General features: G+C 72.0%; 20 protein-coding genes. 9 read left to right on the forward strand and 11 right to left on the reverse strand.

What is annotated here, in order from left to right:
- Positions 1-2 precede the first annotated feature (2 nt).
- The 4 genes from sat to P0Y31_RS08225 all read right to left on the reverse strand — a co-directional run bounded on the left by sat (position 3) and on the right by P0Y31_RS08225 (position 3,940).
- Positions 3-1,211, reverse strand: coding sequence for a sulfate adenylyltransferase (gene sat / locus P0Y31_RS08210; protein ID WP_275868191.1), 1,209 nt, complete (start codon positions 1,209-1,211; stop codon positions 3-5).
- A gap of 64 nt (positions 1,212-1,275) precedes the next feature.
- On the reverse strand, positions 1,276-2,166 hold the full coding sequence (locus P0Y31_RS08215; RefSeq protein WP_275868193.1) for an inositol monophosphatase family protein: 891 nt from the start codon (positions 2,164-2,166) through the stop codon (positions 1,276-1,278).
- Between the two features lie 11 nt (positions 2,167-2,177).
- Positions 2,178-3,308: a ferrochelatase gene (locus P0Y31_RS08220; protein ID WP_275868196.1), complete on the reverse strand. Its 1,131-nt coding sequence runs from the start codon at positions 3,306-3,308 to the stop codon at positions 2,178-2,180.
- Positions 3,305-3,940, reverse strand: coding sequence for a trimeric intracellular cation channel family protein (locus P0Y31_RS08225; RefSeq protein WP_275868199.1), 636 nt, complete (start codon positions 3,938-3,940; stop codon positions 3,305-3,307). The genes P0Y31_RS08220 and P0Y31_RS08225 overlap by 4 nt, the downstream gene beginning before the upstream one ends.
- A gap of 95 nt (positions 3,941-4,035) precedes the next feature.
- Here P0Y31_RS08225 and sepH point away from each other — a divergent pair, with 95 nt between their 5' ends.
- On the forward strand, positions 4,036-5,295 hold the full coding sequence (gene sepH, locus P0Y31_RS08230) for a septation protein SepH (RefSeq protein ID WP_275868202.1): 1,260 nt from the start codon (positions 4,036-4,038) through the stop codon (positions 5,293-5,295).
- Between the two features lie 146 nt (positions 5,296-5,441).
- On the opposite strand, the gene P0Y31_RS08235 is transcribed toward sepH, so the two are convergent.
- The 4 genes from P0Y31_RS08235 to P0Y31_RS08250 are packed head-to-tail and all read right to left on the reverse strand — an operon-like array spanning position 5,442 to position 10,576.
- Positions 5,442-6,116 (reverse strand): thymidine kinase, encoded by a 675-nt coding sequence (locus P0Y31_RS08235; protein WP_275803355.1) that lies wholly within the window; start codon positions 6,114-6,116, stop codon positions 5,442-5,444.
- A gap of 11 nt (positions 6,117-6,127) precedes the next feature.
- Positions 6,128-7,276, reverse strand: a complete 1,149-nt coding sequence (locus P0Y31_RS08240) for a nucleotide pyrophosphatase/phosphodiesterase family protein (RefSeq protein WP_275868204.1) — start codon at positions 7,274-7,276, stop codon at positions 6,128-6,130.
- A 7-nt stretch (positions 7,277-7,283) separates the two neighbouring features.
- A complete protein-coding gene (locus P0Y31_RS08245; protein ID WP_275868206.1) occupies positions 7,284-7,889 on the reverse strand; it encodes a DUF5998 family protein in 606 nt (201 codons plus the stop codon).
- 14 nt (positions 7,890-7,903) lie between these two features.
- Complete coding sequence (locus tag P0Y31_RS08250) at positions 7,904-10,576, reverse strand: bifunctional GNAT family N-acetyltransferase/acetate--CoA ligase family protein (protein WP_275868209.1); 2,673 nt, start codon at positions 10,574-10,576, stop codon at positions 7,904-7,906.
- Between the two features lie 140 nt (positions 10,577-10,716).
- Here P0Y31_RS08250 and P0Y31_RS08255 point away from each other — a divergent pair, with 140 nt between their 5' ends.
- The 8 genes from P0Y31_RS08255 (at position 10,717) to P0Y31_RS08290 (ending at position 20,371) form a co-directional block, all read left to right on the forward strand.
- On the forward strand, positions 10,717-11,637 hold the full coding sequence (locus P0Y31_RS08255; protein WP_275868211.1) for a polysaccharide deacetylase family protein: 921 nt from the start codon (positions 10,717-10,719) through the stop codon (positions 11,635-11,637).
- Positions 11,638-11,673: 36 nt separating this feature from the next.
- Positions 11,674-12,297, forward strand: a complete 624-nt coding sequence (locus tag P0Y31_RS08260) for a nitroreductase family protein (RefSeq protein WP_275868213.1) — start codon at positions 11,674-11,676, stop codon at positions 12,295-12,297.
- Between the two features lie 51 nt (positions 12,298-12,348).
- Positions 12,349-14,859: a DNA topoisomerase IV subunit A gene (locus tag P0Y31_RS08265; protein WP_275868216.1), complete on the forward strand. Its 2,511-nt coding sequence runs from the start codon at positions 12,349-12,351 to the stop codon at positions 14,857-14,859.
- A complete protein-coding gene (locus P0Y31_RS08270; RefSeq protein ID WP_275868218.1) occupies positions 14,856-15,821 on the forward strand; it encodes a sucrase ferredoxin in 966 nt (321 codons plus the stop codon). The genes P0Y31_RS08265 and P0Y31_RS08270 overlap by 4 nt, the downstream gene beginning before the upstream one ends.
- A gap of 139 nt (positions 15,822-15,960) precedes the next feature.
- Entirely contained in the window at positions 15,961-17,337 is a 1,377-nt protein-coding gene (locus tag P0Y31_RS08275) for an ABC transporter substrate-binding protein (protein ID WP_275868221.1), read from the forward strand.
- Positions 17,338-17,416: 79 nt separating this feature from the next.
- The gene (locus P0Y31_RS08280) at positions 17,417-18,373 is read left to right on the forward strand and encodes a sugar ABC transporter permease (RefSeq protein ID WP_275868224.1); all 957 of its coding nucleotides are present in this window, start codon (positions 17,417-17,419) and stop codon (positions 18,371-18,373) included.
- Positions 18,374-19,318, forward strand: a complete 945-nt coding sequence (locus P0Y31_RS08285; protein ID WP_275868226.1) for a carbohydrate ABC transporter permease — start codon at positions 18,374-18,376, stop codon at positions 19,316-19,318.
- 36 nt (positions 19,319-19,354) lie between these two features.
- Complete coding sequence (locus P0Y31_RS08290; protein ID WP_275868229.1) at positions 19,355-20,371, forward strand: LacI family DNA-binding transcriptional regulator; 1,017 nt, start codon at positions 19,355-19,357, stop codon at positions 20,369-20,371.
- On the opposite strand, the gene P0Y31_RS08295 is transcribed toward P0Y31_RS08290, so the two are convergent.
- The 3 genes from P0Y31_RS08295 to P0Y31_RS08305 form a co-directional block, all read right to left on the reverse strand.
- Positions 20,368-21,963 (reverse strand): alpha-amylase family glycosyl hydrolase, encoded by a 1,596-nt coding sequence (locus P0Y31_RS08295; RefSeq protein ID WP_275868231.1) that lies wholly within the window; start codon positions 21,961-21,963, stop codon positions 20,368-20,370. The genes P0Y31_RS08290 and P0Y31_RS08295 overlap by 4 nt on opposite strands.
- Entirely contained in the window at positions 21,964-23,400 is a 1,437-nt protein-coding gene (locus tag P0Y31_RS08300; RefSeq protein WP_275868234.1) for an APC family permease, read from the reverse strand. It lies immediately after the preceding gene.
- A gap of 162 nt (positions 23,401-23,562) precedes the next feature.
- Positions 23,563-25,716, reverse strand: coding sequence for a DNA topoisomerase IV subunit B (locus P0Y31_RS08305; protein ID WP_275868236.1), 2,154 nt, complete (start codon positions 25,714-25,716; stop codon positions 23,563-23,565).
- Positions 25,717-25,889 lie beyond the last annotated feature (173 nt).

Here is a 25,889-nt window from a genome sequence, read left to right on the forward strand (position 1 = left end):
ACTCAGCCCGCCGCTTCGACCTCGGGGGCGAAACGCCGTCGCAGGACCTCGGCGACAGCGCCGGGCGTGAACCACTCCGGGAGCGACTCGCCGCGCGCGAGTCGCTCCCGCACCTCGGTGCCCGAGATGACGTGGACCCGGGTCCCGCGCGAGACCTGCTCCACCGGCTCGTAGCTGCCGGTCGCCTCCACGTAGCCCAGCTGTGGGTAGGCCACCATCGAGATCTCTAGCTCGTGCTCGTGACGACGCACCAGCGCCTGCGCGGCATACGGGTCGAAGAACGGCGCCCCCGAGCTGTCGGTGCCGGGGCCCGCGTGGTCCCGGCCGACGATCATGTGGGTGGCGCCGAAGTTCTGGCGGATGATCGCGTGCCAAAGGGCCTCTCGGGGCCCTCCCATCCGCATGGCCAGCGGCAGGAGCGCCAGCGTGACCTCGCCCCGTGGGTAGCTCGGCAGGAGCTGGCGGTAGCAGGCGACCCGGGTCGCGACATCGATGTCGCCGGGCTTCGTGGGGCCTACCACCGGGTGCACCAGCAGGTGGGCCCCGGTCTCCCGGGCCGCCCGGACCGTGAGCTCCTGGTGGGCGCGGTGCATCGGGTTGCGGGTGTTGAACGCAACGACCCGACGCACGCCGAGCTCGTCGAAGTGCCGCCTCAGGGCGACCGGCGAGAACCGCAGGTCGGCCCCCTCCCGCCCGGCGGTGTGCACGGCCCGCGGCAGCACTTCCAGGGGACCGGCGACGTACCAGGGGTGGGTGTCGTTCAGCAGCCGGTGGACCGACGGGTGCGCCGGGTCGCACTTCCCGAAGACCGCCTCCGCCTCGCTGCCGGGGTCGACACGCCACGCGCTGCGGGGTTCGAGCACGGCCAGGAGGCGCCCCTGCCCGTCGCGCAGGGCGAGGCGCCCCACAGCGGTCGCCCGGCGCAGGGTGGGCTCGTCGACGTCGAGGACCACCGGCATGGGCCACAAGGTGCCGTCGGCCAGGCGCAGCCGCTCGCAGACGCCTCGGTGGTCCTCCTCGTCCATGAAGCCGGTCAGCGGCGAGAAGGCCCCGCAGGCCAGGAGCTCGAGGTCGCACTGGAGCCGCTCCGTGAGCACCCGGTCCGGCCAGTGCGCGGCAGCCCGCTCAAGCTCGCCGGCCCGCTCAGGGCTGACGACCAGGTCGACCAGCCGGTTGCCGTGTGGTCGCGACAGTCCCCGGTCAGCGTGCATCTGCCCCCTCCAGCGGTCGGGTCCGCTCGTGCCGTCATTCTGGGGCGCGGCGCGGGGCGGCGGCTCACACGTTTGACGGAGATGGCCCATCAGGGCCCACGCGCCGCACGGCATCCGCCACGACCTCCTCGAGCCTGGCGAACAGGCCCGGCGGGCCCGCGATGACCATGCGCGAGTCGGCAGGCTCCCCGGCCAGGCCCCCGAAGGCCCCTCCTGCCTCGGTGACCACCAGCCAGGCGGCTGCCATGTCCCAGGCGTTGAGGCCGCGCTCGTAGTAGGCGTCGAGCTCGCCGTCGGCCACGTGGCACAGGTCGAGGGCGGCGCTGCCGATGCGCCGGATGTCGCGGACCTGCGGGATCACCTCCAGCAGCACCTTGGCCTGCCAGACCCGCACGCTCGCCTCGTAGCCGAACCCGCTGCCCACCAGGGCCTGCGAGAGGTCTGCCTGGTCGCCGACCTGCAGCCGCTCGGGGTCCTTCCCCGCCGACCTGCGCCAGGCGCCGCCGCCGAGGCGGGAGTGGAAGGTCCGTCCCCGCTCGGGGTCGACCACCGCGGCGGCGACGGGGCGCCACCGACCCGGGGTCGCCGGGTCGCCCACCACGGCGGCGACCGACACGGCATACGCGGGGATGCCGTAGAGGTAGTTGACCGTGCCGTCGATGGGGTCGACGACCCAGGTGACGCCCGAGGTGCCCCTGTCGCCCCCCTCCTCCTCGCCCAGGAAGCCGTCGGCGGGGCGGGCGGCCCGCAGCCGTTGCCGGAGCAGGTCCTGCGCGCGCTGGTCCATGACGGTCACCACGTCGGTGGCGCTCGACTTGGTCCGGGCAACGCCGAGGCCGTCGGGCCGGTCCTCCACGATCAGCCGGGCCGCCTCCTGCGCGACCTCGACGGCGAGCCGCTCGAGCTCCTCGAGCGGCAGCCCGTCGGGGACCTCGACGTCTGGGCCGACCGGCACGGCGCCCACCGTCAGTCCTGCCCGCACAGGGCGGGCTTGGCCACCCGCAGGTTCGGGCAGCAGCCGGGACGACAGACCGACGGCCGCACGTCCGAGCCGGGCCACACCGGCCGGGTGGGCTCCTCGCCCCGCGCCTCGCCCGCCCGCTCCAGAAGCAGGTCGACCAGGCCCGAGACGAACTCCGGGTCGGTGCCCACCGTGGGGACCCGCACCATCCTCAGGCCCAGCCGCTCGGCCGTCTCGGCCGCCTCGGTGTCGAGGTCGTAGATGACCTCCATGTGGTCCGAGACGAAACCGATGGGCGCCAGCACCACGGCGGCAGCACCCTCGGACGCCAGCTCCTCGAGGCGGTCGTTGACGTCGGGCTCGAGCCACGGCTGGGTCGGCGGGCCCGAGCGCGAGCAGAACACCAGCTCGCCCTCGAGGTCGAGGTCCAAGGTGGCCCCGACCTCCTCGGTGATGGCCGCCCCCAGGGCCACGTGCTGGCGGCTGTAGAGGTGGCCCTCGGAGTCACCCGGGCCGGACGTCTCGTCCATGGCGGTCGGGATGGAGTGCGTGACGAAGAGCAGCCGGATGTCGGCTGGCGCGACGCCGTCACGCACCAGGCCGCGGACCGCCTCGGTGACCAGCCGGGCGTTGACCCGCGAGAACCCGGGGTGGTTGTAGTAGGGCCGGATCTTGTCGACCTCGATCTCGATGCCCTCCTCCTGTGCCTGGGCGACCGCCCCCGCGAGGTCCTCGCGGTACTGCCGGCACGAGGAGTAGGAGGAGTAGGCGCTCGTGACCACCGTGACGAGGCGGCGCAGGCCTCGCCCGTGCGCCTCGCGCAGCGCCTCGATGGTGAAGGGCGTGAAGTTGCGGTTGCCCCAGATGAGGGGCGTGTCGACCTCGCGCCGGTCGAGCTCGGCTCGAAGCGCGGCCAGCAGGTCGCGGTTCTGGTCGTTGATCGGGCTCCGGCCGCCGAACCGGTAGTAGTGCTCCCCCACCTCCTGCAGCCGCTCGTCGGGAATGCCCTTGCCGGCGGTCACGGTGCGCAGGAACGGCAGGACGTCCTCGGGCTTCTCGGGTCCGCCGAAGGAGAGGAGCAGGATGCCGTCGTAGGGCTGGAGCGGGTTGTCCGGGGCGGCAGCGGGCTCGGTCACGTCAGGTCTCCGGTGCGTAGGGGTTTGGGGGCGTGGATGTCGAGGATGACAGCGGCCATCCTGATGACGAATACGAGGCCGACGCAGCCCCAGATTGCCGCTGCGCTGATGAGGTCGTAGTGGTGGGCGGCCACGATGAGAGCCGAGCCGAGCAGGGCCGGCAGGGCGTACATCTCGCGCCGGAGCACCTCGGGCACCTGGCCGGCGAGGACGTCGCGCAGCATGCCGCCCCCCACCGCCGTGATGCCGCCGACCACGACGGCAGCCAGCGGGTCGACGCCAGCGCCCAGAGCCTTGAGCGAGCCGCCGACCGCGAACGTGGCCAGCCCCGCGGCATCGAGGACGAGGACCACCTTCGAGATCCGTGCCACGCCGGGGTGGAACAGGAACGTGATGATCCCGGCGACGACGGCCGCGCCCAGCAGTCGCCAGTCGCTGATGCCGACCGGCGGGGTCTCGCCGATGAGCAGGTCGCGCAGCACGCCCCCGCCCAGGGCCGCGGCGGACGCGAGGACGAGCACGCCGAAGAGGTCGAGCCGCTTCTTCACGGCGACCAGACCACCGGTCAGGGCAAAGGCGAAGATGCCCACCAGGTCGAGGGCCAGCTGGAGGTTCGCATCGAGGGTGAGCATCGCGAGCCCAACCTACCGCCGCGGCGTGGGCGCTTTGCCCTTGCGTGGCAAGGTGGCAGAGTCAGGGGTCGAGTATGGCGAAGTCGGGAGAGGCAATGCAGGACCTGCGTCTGATCGGTGTCCACGAGGACGGGCAGCACCTTCTGCTTGCCGACCCCGAGGGCAACCGCTACCGCGTGCCGCTCGACGAACCGCTCAGGGCGGCCATCCGCAGGGACCGGCCGCGCCTGGGGCAGCTGCAGATCGAGATCGAAGGTGGAATGCGACCCCGTGAGGTGCAGGCGCTGATCCGCGCCGGAGCGACAACCGAGGAGGTCGCCGAGCGCGCCGGCTGGCCCGTCGAGAAGGTCCGCCGCTACGAGGGCCCGATCCTCGCCGAGCGCGAGCACGTCGCGGGCCTGGCCCGCTCGGTGCGCCTGCGCGGGCGTGGGGGCAGCCAGGGCTCGGCGCCGACGCTGGCCGCCCGCGTCAGCCAGCGCCTGTCCGGCCGCGGGGTGGACCCCGCCACGGCCGAGTGGGACTCGGCCCGCAACGAGGAGGGCGAGTGGACCGTCACCCTCGCCTTCGCCGCCGGCGGCCGCCAACGGCAGGCCCACTGGCACTTCGACGTCTCGGCGCGCACGGTCGCCGCCGCCGATGACGAGGCCCGCTGGCTGAGCGAGGACGACCAGCCCTCCACCGGCAGCCCCATCCCGGCACCCCACCTCGTCGCCACCCCCGTGCGTGCGACCACGGTCTACGACGTGGAGGCTGAGGGAGGGGTCGCCGCGAGCGCCCGCCCCAAGGCGGCTTCGCCCGCCCCCGAGCGTCCCTCCCGCGAGGAGCCCCTCGACCTGATGACCGCCATGCGCGAGCGCGCCTCGGCCCGCGGGCGCCGCTCCGGCGGCCGTCGCAAGAGCGCCCCCGCGCAGACGCCGGTCGACGAGGCTCCGCGCAGCGACGCCCTCCCCCTCGAGGACATCGCCTACGACCCCGAGACCATGCCGCCTCCCCCGGCGGCCCGCGGCGCCCACCCCTCCGACGGGTCCGAGGCCGCCGTCGGCGACGACGTGCTGCCGGCGGCCGAGCCGCACGAGCCTGACGTCGCGGAGGCGCACGAGCCCGACGCGCTCGAGGCCGACGCGCACGGGGCCGAGGTCAGCGAACCCGACGCCGAGGCTGAGCCCGATGCGGAGCCGGAAGCCGACGCCGAGGCGGAGCCCGAAGACGAAGCCGATGCGGAGCCGCACGCCGCGGCTGAGGTGGAGCCGGAGACCGAGGCGGAGCCGACGCCCGCTCGCCCGACCCGCAAGAAGGGCCGGCCCAGCGTCCCGAGCTGGGACGACGTGGTCTTCGGCGCCCGACCGCGCGACTGAGCGGTATGCCGGGTGGTCACCACCCGGCATACGCGTGTGCGTTTGTCGGGTGACCCGATAAACGGCCGCTTCTCCCCCCCGTACCACCTGGGGGTAGCCGCACCTTTATCGGGTGACCCGATAAGGGTGCGGCGCCCGATGAGGGGTCAGCAGGGTGGGACGGGGCAGAGGTCGAGGTCGAACGGCAGCGTGTCGGGCGAGGTCGCCGCGGCGCGGGCAGCGGCGGAGTTCATCCGGCGCATGAAGTGGCGCCGGCAGAGCACCTCGTACTCGACCAGCCCGGCCTGCCCCGGCTTGGTGTCGCCCACGACGACCTGCTCGCCCTCGACGACCATGACGCCGTCGACGACGCGGGCGTTGTGGGTGGCCCGACGGCCACACCAGCACAGGGCCTCCACCTGGAGCACCTGCACCCGGTCGGCGAGCTCGATCATGCGTCGCGAGCCGGGGAAGAGCTGGGTGCGGAAGTCGGCGGTGATGCCGAAGGCGAAGACGTCGACGGCCATCTCGTCGACGATGCGGGCGAGCTGCTCGACCTGCTGCGGCGTGTAGAACTGCGCCTCGTCGCAGATGAGGTAGTCGACGGTGTGGCCGGTGGTGGCGAACTCGACGACCTCGTCCCAGAAGTCGAGCTCGTCGGTGACCTCACGGGCCGTGGTCGACAGGCCGAGTCGCGAGGAGAGCACCGACTCCCCCATCCGGTCCATCTTCGTGAAGATCAGCCCGGCACGGCCCCGCGCCTGGTGGTTGTGGTCCATCTGGAGGGCAAGGGTCGACTTGCCGCAGTCCATGGTCCCGGAGAAGAAGACGAGCTCAGCCACGAGGGGACAGCCTAGGCGCTGTCGCGCGCCGGGACGTGGAAGAGGGGCACGGCCGACTCCTCCTGTGTCAGCGAGCCGTGCAGGCCGAGCAGGGCGAGCAGCTGCGGCCGGGCACGGCGGGAGTCGACGATGGCGAAGTTCTGCCGCATCGCCACGATGATGTCGCCGACGCGCGGCAGGTTCTGCTCGCTCACGGGGCCGAACCAACCCTCCTGCACGGCCTCCTGCTTGGTGCGGATCCAGGCGCGCTCGCCCACCCGCTCCTTCCAGGTCGCCAGCACGTCCGCCGCGGCGCCCTCCTCGCAGTAGAGCTGCAGCGCCCGCGCCTCGCCGCCGACGTGGCGCACGCCGGCGGCCAGCTCCGGGTCGTGGGCCAGGTCGATCCGCAGCGCGTGTGGGGCGTCGACCATGCCGTGGTCGGCGGTGATGTAGACGGCCGTGTCGGAGGGCACCGAGCGCACCAGCCGGCTGAGCTCGGCGTCGATGGCCTCGAGCTCGTCGCCCCACTCGTAGGACTGGCAGCCGTGCACGTGGCCCACCTTGTCGAGCTCGCCCCAGTAGAGGTAGACGAGGGAGCGACGCTCGGCTCGCAGCGCTGCGAGCGCCGCGTCGACCCGGGCCGACAGGACCCCGGCCGCGCGGAACCGGCCCCCCCGCAGGGCGGCCCGGGTCAGGCCCGAGCCGTCGAAGAACCCGGGGCCGATCGAGGTGACGGCCACGCCGTCCGCGGCGGCCCGCTCGAACACCGTGGGCTGGGTCTGCCAGGTCGTGGGGTCGGGGCCGTCCTCCCACGACAGCTCGTTGAGCAGCCGGTCCTCCCCGGGCACGAGCACCTCGTAGCCGAGCAGCCCGTGCGCCCCGGGGGGCTGCCCGGTGCCGAAGGTGCCCATCGAGGTGGCCGTCGTGGAGGGGAACCCTGCGGTGATCCGGTATGCCGCCGGCAGCAGCGAGCGCAGGAACGGCGCGTGCCCGCCGCGCCGACGGACCAGCTCGTAGCCCAGGCCGTCGACGAGCACGACCACCGCGCGCCGGGCCGGCCGCATCGGCACCGACCCGACCTGCTCGAGCCCGGGCACCCCGAGGCTGGTGGCGACTCCCGGCAGCACCCCGGCGAGACCGGCGCCGTCGTACCGCGGCTCGAGGAGCCCCAGGTGCGGCACGAGCGCCCTAGCGCCCGATGCTGGCGGACAGCTCGCGGGCGAAGCCGAGCGCCTGCTCGAGCGCCGCCTCCCCCTCGGCGTCGGCGCTGATGCGCAGCGAGATGTCGTCCGAGGAGATGGTGCCCTCGAAGCCGTGGTCGGCGTCGCAGCCGGGGTCCGAACACGTCGCCGGCAGCAGGTCGACCCGGTTGACCGCGCCCCAGCCGAGGGTGAGCGTGATCTCGCGGCCGAGCGAGCCCGGCCGGTAGTCCTGCGGGCGGGGCACCACGTGCGTGAGCATCACGCCGCGCACCGCGCTCAGCGGGACACTCTCGGTGGTGGCCGTCGCCACCTCCTCGTTGCCGGTGTGCTCGTCGGCGTGGTCGTCGGCGTGGGCGATTACGAGCCGCGTGGCCGTCAGGGCCAGCACGGTGATGTGCCGACGGACGACGTCGTGGTCGAACGTCGTCTCCTGGTGGACGAGGTGCGAGACGACCTCCTCGTGGCCGAGCGCTGCCTGTACGACGTCGGCGACGAGGGCCGGGTAGTAGCCCGCCCGCTGGATGGCGCGGGTCAGGTCGTCGGGCAGGGGCACAGCGTGCGCCACGGCGCGGTGAGGAGAGGTCGAACCCATGGGGCCATCTTGCCCTAGGTGAGGGAGCGCCGCCCCGGGTCCTTGCGCCGCGGGGGTGCGGCGACGGTCACCTCGGCGCCCAGCACGTCCACACCACCGGGGTGGGCATTGACCGGGTTGAGCACGAGGGACGCCACCTCCGGGAGGTTGTCGGCGAGCACGGAGACCCGCGCGATGAGGTCGGCCAGGGCCGCGCGGTGCACCGGTGCCGCCCCCCGGTGGCCGTGGAGCATCGGGGCCGCCTTGACGGAGGAGATCAGGTCCGAGACGTCGACGTCCGTCAGGGGCGGGATGCGGTGGCCGATGTCGCCGAGCAGCTCGGTCGGTGGTCCGGCCACGCTGAAGCTCACCACGGGGCCGAACAGCGGGTCCTCGTCGCTGCGCACCACACAGGGGACACCGGGGGTGGCCATCTTCTGCACCACGAACGTGTTGGCGGCCAACGGGGCCAGGCGGTCGTTGAGGCCGGCGAACGCCGCCCGCACCTCTGCCTCGGTGGCGAGGTCGACACGGATGCCCCCCATGCCCGGCTGGTGCCGCAGCAGCGGCGCGACCGACTTGACGACCACGGGGTAGCCGAGCGCCTCGGCGGCCGCCACCGCCTCGTCGACGGTGCGCACCGGCACACTCCCCCACAGCTCGATCCCGTAGGCAGCCAGCAGCTCGGTCACCTCCTCGAGGGTGAGCTTGCGCCCCTCGGGATGGGTCTCGAGCGCGGACGTGACGACGCGCTCGGCCGCAGCGCGGTCGATGCCGGTGGGCAGCACCGGCACGCCGCGGTCGCGTCCCAGCCACTCGGCATACCGCGTGGCGGCGGCCAGCGCACGGACGGCGTCCTCGGGCATCGCGTAGGCGGGCACGACCTCGCGGCGCTCCTCGGGGTCCGACGCGCTGCCCGAGAGCCGGTCGGTGACTCCGCGCATGCCGAGGAAGGTTGCGAGGCATGGCTTCTCGGACGTCAGGGCAGCCTCGCGCACTGCGGTCGCGACGTCCTCGTCGGAGGTGACCAGCGGTGGGATGAAGCACGTGAGCACCGAGTCGACGCCGGGGTCGGCGAAGGCCTTCGCCAACGCCTCGGAGAACTGCTCCCCCTTGGCCTCCGACGGGAGCGAGACCGGCCCGTGCGCGACCTCCAGCCCCCAGCTGACGCACGCCTCGGCGGTGAGCGCGCCGAGGGCGTCGGAGTTGCCGACGACCGCGACCCGGTTGCCCTGCGGGAGCGGCTGGTGCACGACGAGCTGGGCGACGTCGAACATCTGGTGCACGTTCTCGACGCGGATCACGCCGGCCTGGCGGAGCATGGCGTCGAATGCCTCGGGGCGCACCTGGGTCTGCCGCGCGCGGTGGCCGGGCGGCACGCCGTAGCTCGAGACACCGGACTTCACGACGATGACGGGCTTGGTCGCCGCCAGCCGTCGCGCGATGCGCGAGAACTTGCGCGGGTTGCCCATCGACTCGAGGTAGAGGCCGACCGCGTGGGTCTGCGGGTCGTCGATCCAGTACTGCATGAGGTCGTTGCCGGAGACGTCGACCCGGTTGCCGGCCGAGGCGAACACCGAGACGCCGAGGTTGCGGCGGGCCGCGGAGGCGAGCACGGCGATGCCGAGGGCGCCGCTCTGCGAGAAGAGGCCGAGGTGGCCCGGCGGCGGCAGCTGTGGGGCCAGGGAGGCGTTGAGGCGCACCTGCTGGTCGCTGTTGATCACCCCGAACGAGTTGGGGCCGATGACCCGCATCCCGGCCCCCCGGGCCGTGTGCAGCAGCCGGTTCTGCAGCTCCTCGCCCGCCGGTCCGGCCTCGGCGAAGCCCGCCGAGACGACGAGCAGCGTCTTCACCCCCGCCTCGGCGCAGTCCTCCACGACCTCGATCACCTGGCTCGCAGGCACCGCCACGACCGCGAGGTCGACGTGGTCGGGCACCTCGCTGACCCGGGCGTAGGCGGCGAGCCCGAGCACCTCCATCGCCTCGTTGTTGACGGCGTAGACGGCTCCGTTGAAGCGTGCCGCGATGATGTTGGCCAGGATCTGGTGGCCGATGGAGTCGGTGCGCCGGCTGGCCCCGATGACCGCGATGGTGTCGGGGTAGAGCACCGAGCGCATGCTGACCGCCTCGGCGCGGTGCTCGCGCGAGAGCCGCACGGCCTCGGAGCGCTCGGTCGGCCTGATCTCGAAGCGGATCGAGACGATGCCGTCCTCGAAGTGGCGCTCGACCTCGTAGCCGGCGTCGCTGAACACCGACAGCATCTTGCGGTTCTGCGGCAGGACCTCGGCCACGAACTCCGTGATGCCGGCCTCCTGCGCGATGGTCGCGAGGTGCTCGAGCATCACCGAGCCGACCCCGCGGCCCTGGAACTGGTCGGAGATGTTGAACGCCACCTCGGCGCTGCCCTTCCCGACCCGGTCGTAGCGGCCGATGCCCACGATCTCGTCGCGGACGGTCGCGACCAGCGCCACCCGGTCGGTGTAGTCGACGTTGGTGAAGCGCTTGACGTCGCGGTCGCTCAGCTGCCGAAGCGGCGCGAAGAAGCGCATGTAGATCGACTCGTCGGACTGGCGCGCGTGGAAGCGCCGGATCCGGTCGGCGTCAGCCGGCGTGATGGGGCGGACATGGGCCACGGAGCCGTCGCGGAGGACGACGTCCGCCTCCCACTGCACGGGGTAGCCAGGCGGCAGCGTGGCGGCGTCCGTCATGCGGCCAAGGATGTCATGCCGGGCAGCCCGGCCGGTGGCACCACGGCGTGCCCCCGTATGCCGTGCCCGCACCGGCGACGGGTCGTGCCCGGGGACCTTGGCCTCTGCCCCGAGCGCGCCTCGCAGACCAGCATGGGCCCGTGAGGACGTGGTGGTCGGCGCCGGCAGCGACCGCGCTGCTGGTGCTTGCGGCATGCGGGGGGCAGGCTCCGGGCCCGGCACCGGCGGCACCGACCACCACATCCCCGTCGAGCACGTCGGCAGGGGCCCCCACGCCCACGGCATCGAGCCCCACGCGGCCCACGGGGCCCACCACCGCCCCGTCGACCACCCGGACCACGGGTGCGCCCCGCCCCCCGCGGCCCCCGCAGGCCCCGACCCCCAGCACCACGCCCCCGGCACCGCTGCCCAGCGCGTCCACCGCGCTTCCCAGCGCCCTGCGCGGCCGGGTGGTCACCACGCTGCCCACCTCCCGGCGGGTCGTCGCGCTCACCTTCGACGGCGGCGCCGGCAGCCAGGGCGCCGCGTCGATCCTGGCGACCCTGCGCGCGCAGGGGGTGCCCGCGTCGTTCTTCGTCACCGGCGCCTTCGCGAGCGCCAACCCGGCGGTGGTGGGCCAGATGGCGGCACTGGGGCCCGTCGGCAACCACACCTGGAGCCACCCGGACCTCACCGAGGCCACGGACGTCGCGGTCCGTCAGGAGCTGGCCACCACCCGGGCCGCCATCCTCCGCGCCGGCGCGCCGGACCCCCGCCCGTTCTTCCGCTTCCCGTTCGGCGCGTGGGACTCCCATGCCCTGGCCCTCGTCAACGCCGACGGCTACGCCGCCGTCGGCTGGACCACCGACTCGCTCGGCTGGAAGGGGACCTCCGGCGGCATGACCGTCGACGCGGTCGTCGCCCGGGTGCTGGGTGGGATGTCGCCGGGGCAGGTCGTGCTCCTTCACGTCGGCGCCAACCCGGACGACGGGACGACGCTCGACGCGAGCGCCCTGCCCCGCATCATCGCCGGCTACCGCCAGGCGGGCTACGGCTTCACGACCCTGGCGGCGCTGCGGTGAGCAGGCGCTCGGGACGTGTGAGAGGAGAATGACGCCGTGGAGTTCAGCGAAGTGGTGCGGCGCCGGCGGATGGTCCGGCGCTTCGACCCCGACCGGCCCATCGACCACAACACCGTGCGGAAGGTCCTGGCTGCCGCGCTGCGCGCGCCCAGCGCCGGCCACACCCAGGGATGGGACTTCGTCGTCCTGGACACGCCCGAGGCGCGGCAGCACTTCTGGGCCGCCACGGCCGACCGCGAGCCGGACGCCTGGCTGCTCGGCGTCAGCGCGGCCCCCACCCTCATCGTCTGCTGCTCCAACCCCGAGGCCTACCTCGACCGCTACGCCGAGCCCGACAAGGGCTGGACCGACCGCGACCTCGCCCGGTGGCCGATCCCGTACTGGGACGTCGACACCGGCATGGCGGCCCTTCTCATGCTGCTCTCCGCCGTGGACCACGGGCTGGGCGCCCTGTTCTTCGGCGTGCCCGCCGGCACCCACGACGAGGTCCGGCGTGCCCTCGGCATACCCCGCTCCCACCGCATCGTGGGGGTGGTCGCCCTCGGCCACGAGGCCCAGCGGGTCACCAGCCCGAGCCTGAAGCGGGGCCGGCGGACGCTCGAGGACGCCGTGCACTGGGGCACCTACGGCGAGTCGGCTCCGGGGCTGCACCACGCGTAGGTGATGATGGGGTGTTCCACCCCCATCCCCGCCGCAGGAGACGCACCACGCATGGCCCGCCGCACGACCGCCCCCCAGGACGCCGGAGACAGCGCGGACTACGCCGAGAAGATCGTCGACATCGACGTCGAGGAGGAGATGCAGGGGGCGTTCCTGGAGTACGCCTACTCGGTCATCTACTCCCGCGCGCTGCCCGACGCCCGCGACGGCCTCAAGCCGGTGCAGCGGCGCATCCTCTACTCGATGGCCGAGATGGGCCTGCGACCCGAGCGCGGCCACGTGAAGTCCTCCCGCGTCGTCGGCGACGTGATGGGCAAGTACCACCCGCACGGCGACTCGGCGATCTACGACGCCCTCGTGCGCATGGCGCAGCCGTTCACCATGCGGCTCCCGCTCGTCGACGGCCACGGCAACTTCGGCTCCCTCGACGACGGCCCCGCGGCCAGCCGCTACACCGAGGCCCGCCTCGCGCCCGCGGCCCTGCTCATGACGACCGGCCTCGACGAGGACACCGTCGACTTCATCCCCAACTACGACGACCAGCTGCTCCAGCCCGAGGTGCTGCCGGCCGCGTTCCCGAACCTGCTCGTCAACGGCGCCAGCGGCATCGCCGTCGGCATGGCCACCAACATGGCCCCGCACAACCTCGTCGAGGTCATCGGCGCCGCCCGCCACCTCATCGCCCACCCGAGCTGCTCGCTCGACGACCTGATGAAGTTCGTGCCCGGCCCGGACCTGCCCGCGGGCGGCAAGATCGTGGGGCTCGACGGCATCCGCGACGCCTACCTCACCGGCCGCGGCTCGTTCCGCACCCGCGCGACCACCCGGATCGAGAAGATCACCCCGCGCAAGATGGGCATCGTCGTCACCGAGCTGCCCTACCTCGTCGGCCCCGAGAAGGTCATCGAGAAGATCAAGGACAACGTCCAGTCCAAGAAGCTGCAGGGCATCTCGGACGTCAAGGACCTCACCGACCGCAAGCACGGCCTGCGCCTGGTCATCGAGGTCAAGAACGGCTTCAACCCCGAGGCGGTCCTCGAGCAGCTCTACAAGCTGACGCCGATGGAGGACAACTTCGCCATCAACAACGTCACCCTCGTCGACGGCCAGCCCCGCACCCTGGGCCTCAAGGAGCTGCTGCGCGTCTACGTCGACTTCCGCACCGACGTGGTGCGCCGGCGCAGCGAGTACCGCCTCGGCAAGCGCAAGGACCGCCTGCACCTGGTCGAGGGCCTGCTCATCGCCATCCTCGACATCGACGAGGTCATCCAGGTCATCCGCACCTCCGACGACGCCGGCGTGGCCAAGGCCCGCCTGATGGACGTCTTCGACCTCTCCGACCCGCAGGCGACCTACATCCTCGACCTGCAGCTGCGCCGCCTCACCAAGTTCTCCAAGATCGAGCTCGAGCACGAGAAGAGCGAGCTCGAGCGCCAGATCGAGGAGCTCGAGGCGATCCTCGGCGACGAGAAGCTGCTGCTCAAGAACGTCTCGACCGAGCTGGCCGACGTGGCCAGGGCCCACGGCACGCCGCGCCGCACCGTGCTGCTCGAGTCGGCCGGCAGCCCGGTCAGCGCCACCACCCCGCTCGAGGTGGCCGACGACCCCTGCTGGGTGCTGCTGTCGTCCACCGGCCTGATGGCGCGCACCACGAGCGCCGACCCCATCCCGGCCGAGGGCGGCCGGAGCAAGCACGACGTCATCGTCGGCGCGGTGCGCACCACCGCCCGCGGCGAGGTCGGCCTGGTCACCTCCCGCGGCCGCATGGTGCGCCTGTCGGCGCTCGAGCTGCCGACGCTGCCGCCCACCAACGGCTCCCCCAGCCTCTCCGGCGGGGCGCCGCTCGCCGCGTACGTCGACCTGACCGCCGGCGAGGAGCCGCTGACCATCGTCTCCCTCGACCCCGAGTCCGGCGGCGTCGCGCTCGGCACCGCCTCCGGCGTGGTCAAGCGGGTCACCGCCGACTACCCGGGCAGGACCGACTTCGACATCATCGGGCTCAGGGACGGCGACAGCGTGGTCGGCGCGGTGCAGCTGCGCACCGGTGAGGAGGACCTGGTCTTCATCACCAGCGACGCCCAGCTGCTGCGCTTCGCCGCGAGCGCGGTCCGGCCCCAGGGCCGCGCCGGTGGCGGCATCGCCGGCATCAAGCTGGCGGCCGGCCAGCGGGTCGCCTTCTTCGGCGCGGTCGCCCCCGGCGCCGACGCCGTGGTCGTCACCTCCTCCGGCTCCTCCGGGGCCCTCCCCGGCACCGAGGCTGGCTCGCTCAAGGTCACGCCGTATGCCGAGTACCCGGCCAAGGGCCGCGCCACCGGTGGGGTGCGCTGCCACCGCTTCCTCAAGGGCGAGGACACCCTCGTGCTCGCCTGGGCCGGCGCCACGCCGGCGCGCGCCGCCGGCGCCAACGGCGTGGCCCTCGAGCTCCCCGCGCCCACAGGCCGGCGCGACGGCTCCGGCACGCCGGCGCCGGCAGCCATCGCCCGGATCGCGGGTCCGGTCCCGGGCCCTGCGGGCCAGCCCGCTGCGGCACCCGCGGCTGCGGACCCCGCGACCGAGGAGTGACCGGACCCCGCCCCGAGGTGTCCGCCGGCCACGGGTCGAGCGCCCCCGACGCCTGCTCGGTGGGCTTCGACCGGACCGCGCTGAGCGCCCACGGCACCGCGGCCAGGGCGGGGTTCTGGATGGCTTTGGAGCAGGAGGGGCCGTGGGGCCGGGTGGCCGCCACCGAGTCGCACCTGCCCCCCGAGACCGGCCGCCGGCTCGACGAGGAGTGCGCCCGCCGGGGCGGCCGGCTGGCCCTCCTGCGGCGACCCGGTCGCCACCCGGACCCCCGCCACGGGGGCGGCCGCACGGCATACCTGGCCTTCTCCGGGCCGTCGCCGTGGCTGCTGGTGGCCCACGGCGTGAGCCTGGACGACCTGCTGGCCGTCGACCTCGACGCGCTGGCGCGGGGCGATCGGGCGGGTGTCACGGCGAGCGTTCCCGGCGCCGAGCCCGCCGACCCGGTGCTGCTGGTGTGCACGAACGGACGCCGGGATGTCTGTTGCGCCGTCCGCGGCCGGCCCGTCGCGATCGAGGCCGCCGCGCTGGCGCCGCAGCGGGTCTGGGAGAGCTCGCACACCGGCGGCCACCGGTTCGCCCCCACCGGGGTGCTGCTGCCGCACGGCGTGGCCCTGGCCCGGCTCGACGGAGCGCGGTGCGCCGAAGTGCTGGACGCCGCCGACCGCGGGCACCTGCCGCCGTGGGTCCTCGGTCGCCGGCACGACCGTGGCCGCAGCGCCCTGCCCGCCGAGGCGCAGGCCGCCGAGTCGTTCGTGCGGGAGCTGCTCGGCGAGACCTCGCTCACGGCCCTGGCCACCGAGGTCGAGGAGACGTCCGAGGAGGGCGCGAGTGTCGTGGTCCGGCACGTCGACGGGCGGGTGTGGACGGTGCTGGCCCAGCGCTCCGCGGCAGGAGTCGACCTCGCCGAGTCATGCGGTAAGCGGGCAATCCCGGCGCAGGAGTGGCTGCTCCGCCTGCTGTGACGTCCGCGGTTACCAGAACGTTATACAAACGCTTGCACAACGCCGTTGCGGCCCTGTGGTGAAAGCGTTTTTATTGGGGGCGGTCAACCTCAGTGCCGAGGCCAATCCCGCCTCGGCAGGACGCGAAATGGAGGCGGGCATGGCCCACCAGATGAACAAGGGTCGCCTCGCGGCCCTGGCCGGCATCGCAGCGGTGTCACTGACGGCCGCTGCCTGTGGCGGCGGGGACGACGGCGGCGGGGGCAGCACTGCGGGCGGCGGCACGACCCAGGACTGCGCGGCGTACAAGCAGTACGGCGACCTGAAGGGCAAGACGGTGACGGTGTACACCTCGATCGTGGCCCCCGAGGACGAGCCCCACCAGAACTCGTACAAGCCGTTCGAGCAGTGCACCGGGGCCACCATCAAGTACGAGGGCTCCAAGGAGTTCGAGGCACAGCTGCCGGTGCGCGTCCGCGGTGGCAACGCGCCGGACATCGCCTACGTGCCGCAGCCCGGTCTGCTGCGGACCCTCGTGGCCACGGGCAAGGTCAAGGAGGCCCCCGCCGAGGTCGCCACCAACGTCGACAAGTTCTTCGGCGAGGACTGGAAGGCCTACGGCACCGTCGAGGGCAAGTTCTACGCCGCCCCGCTCGGCGCGAACGTCAAGTCGTTCGTGTGGTACTCCCCCAGCATGTTCTCGGACGCCGGCTACACGGTGCCGAAGACCTGGGACGAGATGATGCAGCTGACCTCCAAGATCGCCGCGGACAACCCCGACGCCAAGCCGTGGTGTGCCGGCATCGGCTCGGGCGACGCCACCGGCTGGCCGGCCACCGACTGGCTCGAGGACGTGCTGCTGCGCACTGCCGGCCCGGAGACCTATGACCAGTGGGTCAACCACGAGATCCCCTTCAACGACCCCAAGGTCGCCGAGGCGCTCGACAAGGCCGGCGCCATCCTCAAGGACCCGAAGTACGTCAACGGCGGTCTCGGTGACGTCAAGACGATCGCCTCGACCACCTTCCAGGACGCCGGGCAGCCGATCCTCGACGGCTCCTGCTACATGCACCGCCAGGCCTCGTTCTACGCGGCCAACTGGCCCGAGGGCACCAAGGTCGCCGAGGACGGCGACGTCTGGGCCTTCTACCTCCCGGCGGTCGACGAGGCCAAGGGCAAGCCGGTCCTCGGTGGTGGCGAGTTCGTCGCGGCCTTCGCCGACCGGCCCGAGGTCAAGGCCTTCCAGGCCTACCTCTCCTCGGTCGAGTGGGCCAACGAGCGCTACAAGACCTGTGGCACCGGCGGCTGCGTCACGGCCAACAAGGAGGCCGACGCCAACCTGCTGAAGAACCCGGTGGACAAGCTGTCGGCCGAGATCCTGCAGGACCCGAAGGCCGAGTTCCGCTTCGACGGCTCCGACCTCATGCCGGGCGCCGTGGGTGCGGGCACCTTCTGGAAGGGCATGACCGACTGGATCGTCGGCAAGGACACCAAGTCCACGCTCGACTTCATCGAAGGCTCCTGGCCGAAGTCGTAACAGTCCGCAGTTCGCTGCTCGTGGGCGGGGGTGGGGTCACCGCCCCCGCCCACGAGCGCATCGTGAAGGAGGTGTGCCCGTGACGACGCCCGAGAAGTTCACCCAGATGTTCGTCGCCCTCGGCCTGTTCATCGTGGTCTTCGGCGGGATCCTGTTCGTCGCCTCGCGCTTCGCCGGTCGTCGCGGCGAGCGCGTCCAGGCGGTGTCGTTCGTCGGTCCCGCCCTGCTGTTCCTGGCCGTGGGCCTGCTGTACCCGGCCATCCTCACCATCATCGCGTCGTTCCAGAACTCGGCGGGCACGGAGTCGGTGGGCCTGCGGAACTACCTGGACATCTTCACCAAGCCCGAGCTGCTCATCGTCCTGCGCAACACGGCGGTGTGGGTGGTCCTGGTGCCGTTCCTGGCGACGGCCATCGGCCTCGCCTACGCGATCCTCATCGACAGGGCGCGCGTCGAGGCCTTCGCCAAGGCCCTGATCTTCCTGCCGATGGCGATCTCGATGGTGGCGGCGTCGATCATCTGGAAGTTCATGTACGAGTACCGGCCCACCCCCCGGCCGCAGATCGGCGTCTTCAACGCCATCCTCAAGGAGCTCGGGCTCGACACCTACCAGTTCCTGCTGGGCGACCCCTGGAACACCCTGTTCCTCATCGCGATCATGGTCTGGATCCAGGCCGGCTTCGCGATGACCGTGCTCTCCGCCGCGATCAAGTCGATCCCCGACGACATCATCGAGGCGGCCAAGCTCGACGGCGTCGAGGGCTTCAAGATGTTCCGCTGGGTCACCCTGCCGAGCATCCGGCCCGCGGTCATCGTCGTCCTCACCACGATCGGCATCGGGACGCTCAAGGTCTTCGACATCGTGCGCACCATGACCGGCGGCCAGTTCAACACCTCGGTCATCGCCAACGAGTTCTACAACCAGAGCTTCCGGTACGACCAGTCGGGCCTCGGCGCCGCCTTCGCGGTGATCCTCTTCGTCCTCGTCATCCCGATCGTCGCCTACAACGTCGTGCAGCTGCGGAAGGACATGTAAGTGAGCACCTCGACCCCGCAAGCCACCGCCACGCCCGAGGAGCTCGTCGCGCAGCCGCGGCCGAAGCGGCGGCGCCAGCGCAGCGCCGCGGGGAACGCCGCCCGGGCAGTCACCTCGCCCTGGGCCTCCCTGGTCGCGATCATCATCGCCGCGCTGTGGACCGTTCCCACGCTGGGCCTGTTCATCACCTCCTTCCGGCGCCAGATCGACATCCAGCGATCGGGCTGGTGGACCGTCTTCACCGACCCCGGTGAGCTGACGACCGCCAACTACCAGGAGGCCCTGACGGGGGGCACGACCGGACTCGGGCAGTACTTCGTCAACACCCTCGTCATCACCATCCCGGCCGTGCTGCTCCCGCTGCTCCTCGCGTCACTGGCGGCCTACGCCTTCGCGTGGATGGACTTCCCCCTGCGCAACACGCTGTTCGTCATGGTCTTCGCCCTCCAGATCGTCCCGCTGCAGGTGGCCCTCATCCCGCTGCTCGACATCTACGTCAACACCCTCGACCTGGCCAACACCTACTGGAGCGTCTGGCTCTCGCACACGATCTTCGCGCTGCCCCTGGCCACCTTCCTCATCCACAACTTCATGAAGGAGATCCCAAAGGAGCTGCTCGAGGCGGCGCGGGTCGACGGCGCCGGCCACGTGCGGGTGTTCTTCCAGCTGCTGCTGCCGCTGCTCACCCCGGCACTCGCCGCATTCGGCATCTTCCAGTTCCTCTGGGTGTGGAACGACCTGCTCGTGTCACTGGTGTTCCTCGGCGGCACTCCCGACGTGGCGCCGCTGACCGTGCGGGTGGCCGAGCTGTCCGGTACCCGCGGCAACGCCTGGTTCCTGCTCTCTGCCGGTGCCTTCATCTCGATGGTCGTGCCGGTGGTCGTGTTCCTCGCGCTCCAGCGGTACTTCGTCCGAGGTCTGCTCGCCGGCGGCCTCAAGGGCTGACGCCATGGCACAGGGATGCCGCAAGGAGGTGCCCTCATGAGCACCATCACCGATGTGGCGCGGGCGGCCGGGGTCTCGGTGGCCACGGTCTCCCGCGCCCTGCGGGGGCTCGACCGCGTCAACCCGGAGACGCGGGCGCGCGTGCGACGGGTCGCGGCCGAGCTGGAGTACGTCGCCTCCCCCACGGCGGCGAGCCTCGCCTCGGGACGCACCCGCGTCGTGGGCGTGGTGGCGCCGTTCCTGACCCGTTGGTTCTTCTCGACCCTCATCAGCGGCATCGAGAAGACGCTGCGCTCCTACGGCCACCACGTCCTGCTCTTCGACCTCGAGGACGAGTCGTTCGACCGCCGGATGCGCCTGACCCAGAGCATGCTGTGGAAGCGGGTCGACGGCGTCATCGTGCTCAACATCCCCATGGACGAGCAGGAGCAGGCCCTGATCGACCGCCTCGACCTGCCGGTCGTGACGGTGGGCAACGTGGTCGGCACGTGGCCGTGCGTGCGGATCGACGACCGCGCCGCGATGACGCTCGCCACCGAGCACGTGCTCGACCTCGGGCACTCCGAGGTCGCCTACGTGGGGGCGGTGCCCACCCAGAGCGCCCACCTGCAGACGCCACAGGACCGCCGGACGGCGTTCCTCGACGCCCTGGCCGCCCGGGGCCTGTCCTGCCCCGACGCGTGGGTCATCGAGTCGGACTGGACGGCGACGGGGGCCCGGCGCGACGCCCATGACCTGCTCACCGGTGAGCGCCGCCCGACGGCGGTGGTCGCCGCGTCGGACGAGATGGCCTTCGGCGTGATGGCGCTGGCCCGACGGCTCGGGCTCCAGGTCCCCCGGGACCTCAGCGTGGTGGGCATCGACGACCACGAGCTGGCCGACGTGCTCGACCTCACGACGGTGCGCCAGGACGTCGACGCCCTCGGTCGCCGCGCGGGCAGGATCCTCATCCACCGGCTGCTCGACGACGGCAGCCCCCTGCCCCCCGACACCCTCTTCCCCGTGGAGCTGGTCGTGCGCGCCTCGACCGCTCCCCCGCGCTCGTCCGACTAGGGAGCGAGTCGGAGCGCCACGCCTTCCCCCGCGGCGAGCCGAAGGTTGCGCAGGCTCACCTCTGCCGGCTCGGACAGCTCCCCGGGCGATCGGCCCGGGGCCGTCCTCAGGACCAGTTGTGCGCTGCCCCGTAGGTCGGGGGGCAGCACCGGGGTGAGCGGCTCAGCCGCGAAGTTCACGACGACCAGCACGCGCTCGCCATCGACCTCTCGCACCCAGGCCAGCAGCTGCGCACCCGCGTCGACCGTGCGCTGCCGTCCCTCGCGCAGGGCCGCTGACCCCTCACGCAACCGGGCGATCCGCCGGGTGAGGTGCAGCGTCGACGCCGGGTCGTCCTTCTGCGCTGCCACACACAGGTCCTCTGCCCGTTCCACCAGGGGCAGCCACGGTGTGCCGGTGGTGAACCCCGCACCCGCTCCGCACTCAGAGGGTCGCTCCCAGGGGATCGGCGCGCGCTCCGGGTCTCGGCCGTCGAGGTCGACCACCCGGTCCGCGGGGATCTCTGCGTCCGGCAGGCCCAGCTCCTGACCCTGGTACACGAAGGGCGTACCCCGCAGCGTGTAGACCATCAGCAGGACCGCCCGGGCCCTGGCCTCACCCAGGCCGTCGTCGTCGAGACGGGAGGCGATCCGCGGCAGGTCGTGGTTCTCCAGGAACCAGCAGGGCCAGAGGTCGGGCACCTCATCCGTCTGTGCCTCGAACCTGTCGATGAACTCGCGGTAGCGGCCTGCGTCCCAGGGGAGCTCGACGAACTCGAAGTTGTGCGCGAGGTGCATGCCGGTGCCGGTGAGGAAGGAGACGAACCGTGGCAGGTCCCTCGCCCACAGCTCGCCCACGAGCATCCGGTCGGGGTACTCGTCCACCACCTGGCGCAGCCGGGCCAACCTGTCGTGGATCGTCTCCCAGTCCTCGTGGTGCGGGACCGCTGCAGCCGGGGTGTCCCGCAGCTGCGGGTCCTTGGCCACCTTGATGATGGCGTCGAGGCGCAGCCCGTCGACCCCGCGGTCGAGCCAGAAGCGCACGGTCTGGTGCATCGCCGCCTCGACCTCGGGGTTGTCCCAGTTGAGGTCGGGCTGCTGCGGGGCGAACGAGTGCAGGTAGTACTGGCCGGTGACCTCGTCCAGCGTCCACGCCGGGCCGACGGCGCGGAACGCCGACGCCCAGTTGTTCGGCGGCCCTCCGTCGGGGCGGGGATCGGCCCACACGTACCAGTCGCGCCTGGGGTTCGTCCGGCTGGAGCGGGACTCCCGGAACCAGGGGTGCTCCTCCGACGTGTGGTTGGCCACCCAGTCGAGCACCACGCGGAGCCCCCGGGCGTGGGCGTCGCTGACCAGCCGGTCGAAGTCGGCCAGGGAGCCGAACACCGGGTCGATGTCGCAGTAGTCGCTCACGTCGTAGCCGAAGTCCGCCATGGGAGAGGGGAACACCGGCGAGAGCCAGAGAGCCTCGGCCCCCAGGCTCGCGATGTGGTCCAGGCGGCGTCGCAGGCCCCCGAGGTCGCCCACGCCGTCGCCGTCGGAGTCGGCGAAGGAGCGGGGGTAGACCTGGTAGACCGCCCCGCGGCGCCACCACGGCAGGTCGGCGCCGGCCACCTAGTTGACGCCGCCCTCTCGCTCGCTGATGTCCTCCGGGTGGCGCATGTAGGTCTTCTTGCCGAAGAAGGCGCGGTTGGCCATCCAGGTCAGCGCCCAGAGCACCACCCCGATGGCGAGCAGCACGGCGGCGATCGTGTACTGGATCGTGTCGCGGCCGGTCCACGGGGTGACGAAGAACGCGCAGGCCAGCGCCCCGACGACGGGGAGCGCCGTGGGCGCCACGAAGTGCGGGCGGTCCTTGACGTCCTTGCGCAGCACGAGGACCGAGATGTTGACGATGGCGAAGACCCCGAGCAGCAGCAGCGCCGTGGTGCCGCCGAGGGCGGTGACGGCATCGTCGGCGAGGTTGGTCACCACCACGATCAGCCCCAGGGCGATGGCGGTGGTGAACAGGATGGCCGTCCAGGGGGTCTGGCGGGTCGAGTGCACCCACCCCAGCACCGGCGGGAGGACGTCCTGACGAGCCATGCCGTAGAGCAGGCGGCTGGCCATGAGCATGTTGATCAGCGCGGAGTTGGCGACGGCGAACATCGAGATGAAGGGCAGGAGGGTGTCGATCGGCACCGCGGGGGCCGCGACCTCCACGACCTTGGTGAGCGGGGTGTCGCTCTGCCCCAGCTCGCCGACCGGCACCACCGCCACCGCGAAGAGCGCGACGAGGATGTAGACCACGCCGGTGAGGCCGATCCCGGTGATCATCATCTTGGGGAAGTTCTTGACCGGGTCGTGGGTCTCCTCGGCCATGTTGACGGAGTCCTCGAACCCGACCATCGCGAAGAACGCCAGCGACGTTGCCGCCGTGACGGCCAGGAACACGCTCTTGTCCCCGGGGCTCTCGAAGACCATCGTGCGCGAGAAGTCGGTCTTGCCGGCGAAGAGCGCGTAGAAGCCGACCATGATCACCAGCAGCAGACCGGAGAGCTCGACGCAGGTCAGCACGATGTTGGCCTTGACGCTCTCCCCCACCCCCCGGAAGTTGACCGCGGCCACCAGCGTCATGAAGCCGAGGGCGATCGCGGTCACCATCGTGGTGTTGCCGTCGTCGAGGCCGAAACCCTTGGCGAGGTTGGAGGCGAACGCCTTGGAGGCCGTAGAGGCGCTGGTGATGCCCGAGCACATGACCGTGAAGGCCACCATGAAGGTGAGGAAGTGCACGCCGAATGCCTTGTGCGTGTAGAGCGCGGCCCCGGCGGCCTGGGGGTACTTCGTCACGAGCTCGAGGTAGGAGAAGGCCGTGACCATCGCGATGGCGAAGGCCAGCAGGAAGGGCGCCCAGGCCGCACCACCGACCTCTTGGGCGACCGTGCCGGTGAGGGCGTAGACGCCTGTGCCGAGGATGTCGCCGACGATGAAGAGCAGGAGAAGCTTCGGGCCCATCACCCGGCGCAGCTGGGTCTGTTCCTCGCCTGTCTCGACGGATGCTGGAGAGCTCATGGGGGACTCCTCGGGGGCGCGGTGGTCCGGTGGTCGGCACCACAGTGGCGCACAACCCCCGGGACGGCAACGGCTGGGACCACAGCGCAAGGGCCGGTATGCCGCGTGGTCGCCCACGCGGCATACCGGCCCTGCGCGGTGGTGGCGGGACCCAGGCCGGGGTCAGGCGTCGATGCGCTCGCGGTCGAGCTCGGCCGCGGACTCGATGATGAAGTCCTTGCGGGGGCCGACGTCGTTGCCCATGAGCAGGTCGAACATCCGCTCGGCGATCTCGGCGTCCTTGAGGGTCACGCGGCGCAGGGTGCGGTGGCGCGGGTCCATGGTCGTCTCGGCGAGCTGGTCGGCGTCCATCTCGCCGAGGCCCTTGTAGCGCTGCAGCGGCTGCTTGATGTTCTTGCCGCGCTTGTTGAGGGAGGCGACCGTCTTGCGCATCTCGCCCTCGGAGTAGGTGTAGATGAGCTCGTTCTTCTTCGCGCCCGGGTTCACCACCTCGATGCGGTGCAGCGGCGGGACGGCCGCGTAGACCCGGCCCGCCTCGACCAGCGGGCGCATGTAGCGGAAGAACAGCGTCAGCAGCAGCGTGCGGATGTGGGCGCCGTCGACGTCGGCGTCGGTCATGATGATGACCTTGCCGTAGCGGGCGGCGTCGAGGTCGAACGAGCGGCCCGAGCCGGCCCCGATGACCTGGATGATCGCGGCACACTCGGCGTTCTTGAGCATGTCGGTGACCGAGGCCTTCTGGACGTTGAGGATCTTGCCGCGGATCGGCAGCAGCGCCTGGTGGTCGCTGGAGCGGGCCAGCTTGGCGGTGCCGAGGGCGCTGTCCCCCTCGACGATGAACAGCTCGGACTTCTCGACGTCGGTGCTGCGGCAGTCGGCCAGCTTCGCCGGCAGCGACGAGCTCTCGAGGGCGTTCTTGCGGCGCTGGGTCTCCTTGTGCAGCCGCGCGCTGATGCGCGACTTCATCTCGGCGACGACCTTCTCGAGCAGCAGGGCCGCCTGCGCCTTCTCGCCGCGCTTGGTCGAGGTGAGCAGCGCGGTGAGCTCCTTCTCGACGACCTTCGCGACGATGGCGCGCACGGCGTTGGTGCCGAGCACCTCCTTGGTCTGGCCCTCGAACTGCGGCTCGGCCAGGCGCACGGTCACCACCGCGGTGAGGCCGGCGAGCACGTCGTCCTTCTCGGGCTTGTCGCCGCCGACCTTGAGACGGCGCGAGTTGACCTCGAGCTGCTTGCGGAAGACCTTGAGCAGGGACTGCTCGAAGCCGGCGACGTGGGTGCCGCCCTTGGGGGTGGCGATGATGTTGACGAAGGAGCTGAGCTTGGCGTCATAGCCGGTGCCCCAGCGCACCGCGATGTCGACGCCGCACTCGCGCTCGACCTCGGTCGGGGTCATGTGGCCCTTGCCGTCGAGCACCGGGACGGTCTCGGTGAAGGTGCCGCTGCCCTGCAGCCGCCAGACGTCGGTGACCGGCGGGTCGGTGGCGAGGAACTCGGCGAACTCGCTGATGCCGCCGTCGTGGACGAAGGTCTCCTCGTGGGGGCCGTCCTCGCCCGGGGTGCCGGGCAGGGCGCGCTCGTCGCGGATGACCAGGGTGAGCCCCGGGACCAGGAAGGAGGTCTGCCGGGCGCGCCCGATGAGCTGGTCGTAGTCGAAGCGGGCGTCCTTGAGGAAGATCTGGTGGTCGGCCCAGTAGCGCACCCGGGTGCCGGTGACCCCGCGCTTGGCCTTGCCCACGACGGCGAGCTCGCTGGAGCGCTCGTAGGGGGTGAACTCGTGGTCGGGGGCCTTCTCCCCCGTCGCCACGTCGGGGAAGTAGCCCGGCTCGCCCCGGCGGAAGCTCATCGCGTAGGTCTTGCCGCCGCGGTCGACCTCGACGTCGAGGCGGGCGGACAGCGCGTTGACGACGGAGGCGCCGACGCCGTGCAGCCCACCGGACGCGGTGTAGGAGCCGCCGCCGAACTTGCCACCGGCGTGCAGCTTGGTGAAGACGACCTCGACACCGGTCAGGCCGGTGCGCGGCTCGATGTCGACGGGGATGCCGCGGCCGTTGTCGCGGACCTCGACCGAGCCGTCCTTGTAGAGGATGACCTCGATGCGGTCGCACTCTCCGGCCAGCGCCTCGTCGACCGCGTTGTCGATGATCTCCCACAGGCAGTGCATGAGGCCGCGGCTGTCGGTCGAGCCGATGTACATGCCGGGGCGCTTGCGCACGGCCTCGAGGCCCTCGAGGACCTGCAGGTGGTGGGCGCTGTAGTCGGACGAGGACTTGCTCGTCGCGGCCTTCTTCGCGGTGGTGGCGGTGGCGGTGGCCACGGTGGTCCCTTCTGCTCACGAACTGCGGCGGCCCGCGCGCAGGCGCCGGCCGGTGAGGGCAGGCTATCCCGGCGGCCGAGGTGGTCCGCGCAGGCACGCGGCCGCCTGTGTCGGAAGGGGCCTTTGTGCCCACCGAACCGGGGCGGTGGTCTGCACCGAACACCTCATGAAGT

It is taken from the genome of Knoellia sp. 3-2P3, assembly GCF_029223115.1.
Classification (GTDB): Bacteria; Actinomycetota; Actinomycetes; order Actinomycetales; family Dermatophilaceae; genus Pedococcus_A.

What these genes read in the sequence shown, in the direction of transcription:
- sat (WP_275868191.1), bottom strand. Translation starts at nt 1,211, where the DNA reads ATGCACGCTGACCGGGGACTGTCGCGACCACACGGCAACCGGCTGGTC.
- P0Y31_RS08225 (WP_275868199.1), bottom strand. Translation starts at nt 3,940, where the DNA reads ATGCTCACCCTCGATGCGAACCTCCAGCTGGCCCTCGACCTGGTGGGC.
- sepH (WP_275868202.1), top strand. Translation starts at nt 4,036, where the DNA reads ATGCAGGACCTGCGTCTGATCGGTGTCCACGAGGACGGGCAGCACCTT.
- P0Y31_RS08245 (WP_275868206.1), bottom strand. Translation starts at nt 7,889, where the DNA reads ATGGGTTCGACCTCTCCTCACCGCGCCGTGGCGCACGCTGTGCCCCTG.
- P0Y31_RS08250 (WP_275868209.1), bottom strand. Translation starts at nt 10,576, where the DNA reads ATGACGGACGCCGCCACGCTGCCGCCTGGCTACCCCGTGCAGTGGGAG.
- P0Y31_RS08265 (WP_275868216.1), top strand. Translation starts at nt 12,349, where the DNA reads ATGGCCCGCCGCACGACCGCCCCCCAGGACGCCGGAGACAGCGCGGAC.
- P0Y31_RS08275 (WP_275868221.1), top strand. Translation starts at nt 15,961, where the DNA reads ATGGCCCACCAGATGAACAAGGGTCGCCTCGCGGCCCTGGCCGGCATC.
- P0Y31_RS08290 (WP_275868229.1), top strand. Translation starts at nt 19,355, where the DNA reads ATGAGCACCATCACCGATGTGGCGCGGGCGGCCGGGGTCTCGGTGGCC.
- P0Y31_RS08300 (WP_275868234.1), bottom strand. Translation starts at nt 23,400, where the DNA reads ATGAGCTCTCCAGCATCCGTCGAGACAGGCGAGGAACAGACCCAGCTG.